This is a genomic window from Streptomyces katrae (genome assembly GCF_000966975.1).
GTDB lineage: Bacteria > Actinomycetota > Actinomycetes > Streptomycetales > Streptomycetaceae > Streptomyces > Streptomyces katrae.
Genome location: NZ_JZWV01001629.1, coordinates 1 through 1625 on the forward strand (window position 1 = coordinate 1; position 1625 = coordinate 1625).

Consider the following 1625-nt stretch of genomic DNA (forward strand, 5'->3'; position numbering starts at 1 on the left):
AGCGGGGGCGGGGCGGCGGCCCGGGGGGCGGCCGGCGGCTGCGCCGGGGGCGCCGCGGCCGGCGGCTCGGTGAGGCGGGCCGGTTCCAGGGGCGGGGTGGTCTCGGCCGTGCCCCCGGAGGTGGCGCGGGATCCGCCCAGCGCGTCGGCGGCGTTCGGGGCCTCCGCGCCCAGCAGGCCCTGGGGCAGCACCAGGACGGCGAGGACCCCGCCGTAGATGTTGGACTTCAGCTCCACGGCGATCCCGTGCCGCCGGGCCAGCGCCGAGACCACGAACAGGCCGATCCGCCCGTCCGCCAGCAGGTGCCGGACGCTGACCTGGTCGGGGTCGCCGAGCAGGGAGTTCATCCGGCTCTGCTCCTGCGGCGGCATGCCCAGCCCGCGGTCCTCCACCTCCACCGCGATCCCGGCGGTGACCCGCTCCGCGCGCACCACCACGTCGGTGTCGGGGGCGGAGAACACCGTGGCGTTCTCGACGAGTTCGGCCAGCAGGTGCACCACGTCGGCGACGGCGTGCCCGCGTACGGTGCCGCCCGCCGGGGGCACCACCTTGACCCGGGTGTACTGCTCCACCTCGGCCACCGAGGACCGCAGCACCTCGCTCAGGTCGATCGGCCGCGTCCACTGGCGCCGGGAGGCGGCCCCGCCCAGCACCGCGAGGTTCTCGGCGTGCCGGCGGATCCGGGTGGCGAGGTGGTCGACGTGGAAGAGCTGCCGGAGCAGGTCGGGGTCCTCGACCGTGTCCTCCAGCTCGTCGAGGAGCGAGATCTCACGGTGCACCAGCGACTGAAGCCGGCGCGCGAGGTTGACGAAGACCTCCACCTTGCGGTCGCTGTCGCTGGGCGCGGCCGGAGCGGCCAGCCGTACGAGCGCCTCGTGCGCCTGCTCGCGCGCGCCGCGCAGCTCCTGCGCCAGCAGCCAGAACTCGTCCACCCCGGCCGGACCGGCCTCCGGCGGCGGGGCGCCCCGCCCGGCCCGCACGGGGCGGCCCGGCCGTTCGCCCCGTTCCAGGCGCTCGGCGGCCGTCCGCAGCTCCTGGCGGCCGCGCATGCTGGAGCGCCGCAGGGCCTCGCACCGGTCCCGGACGGCCTTGGCGGCACGCTGGGCCCCCAGCAGGGCGGCGGCCAGCGCCCCGACGGCCAGCAGGGCGCAGCCCGCGAGCACCGGCCACAGCCGGGTGTCCCGCTCCCCTGCGCCCCCGCCGAGCTGCAGGGTGAAGATCACCGCGGCGGTGCCGCTGAGCCCGGCGGCGAGCGTGGGCAGGACGGCGGCACGGACCAGCTGGGGGCGTATCTGCCGGCCGGGGCCCGTGGCGGCGTGTCTCGACGGGGCGTGGCGGGCGGCGCGGAGTCCGGACATCGGCGTCCTCGGTAGGTGGGGCCCGGCCCCCGGATCCAGTTCCCGGGGCCCGGTGTTGATCACCGGATACCCACCCAGTTGGGGAACTTCGCCGACCTGCTTCCCGCTCCCGATGGAGCGCTCGCACGACAGCCCGAATACGCCGGGAGCGCGCACACCCGCACAGGCCGGGGCGCACCCCCCGCCCCACGACCACACCCCCGCCCCGGCCCGCCCGCGCGTTCCGGGAGGCGGCTCGCTGGACGGAGCGTCCGCGCTGAGGTGCGG

At 77.6% G+C, this 1625-nt stretch carries 1 protein-coding gene; it reads right to left on the minus strand.

Annotated features, from left to right (window positions below; all coding sequences use genetic code 11):
* Positions 1-1358, minus strand: a 1358-nt coding sequence (locus tag VR44_RS39725; RefSeq protein ID WP_052714044.1) for a sensor histidine kinase, incomplete at its 3' end; no start/stop codon positions are given.
* Positions 1359-1625 lie beyond the last annotated feature (267 nt).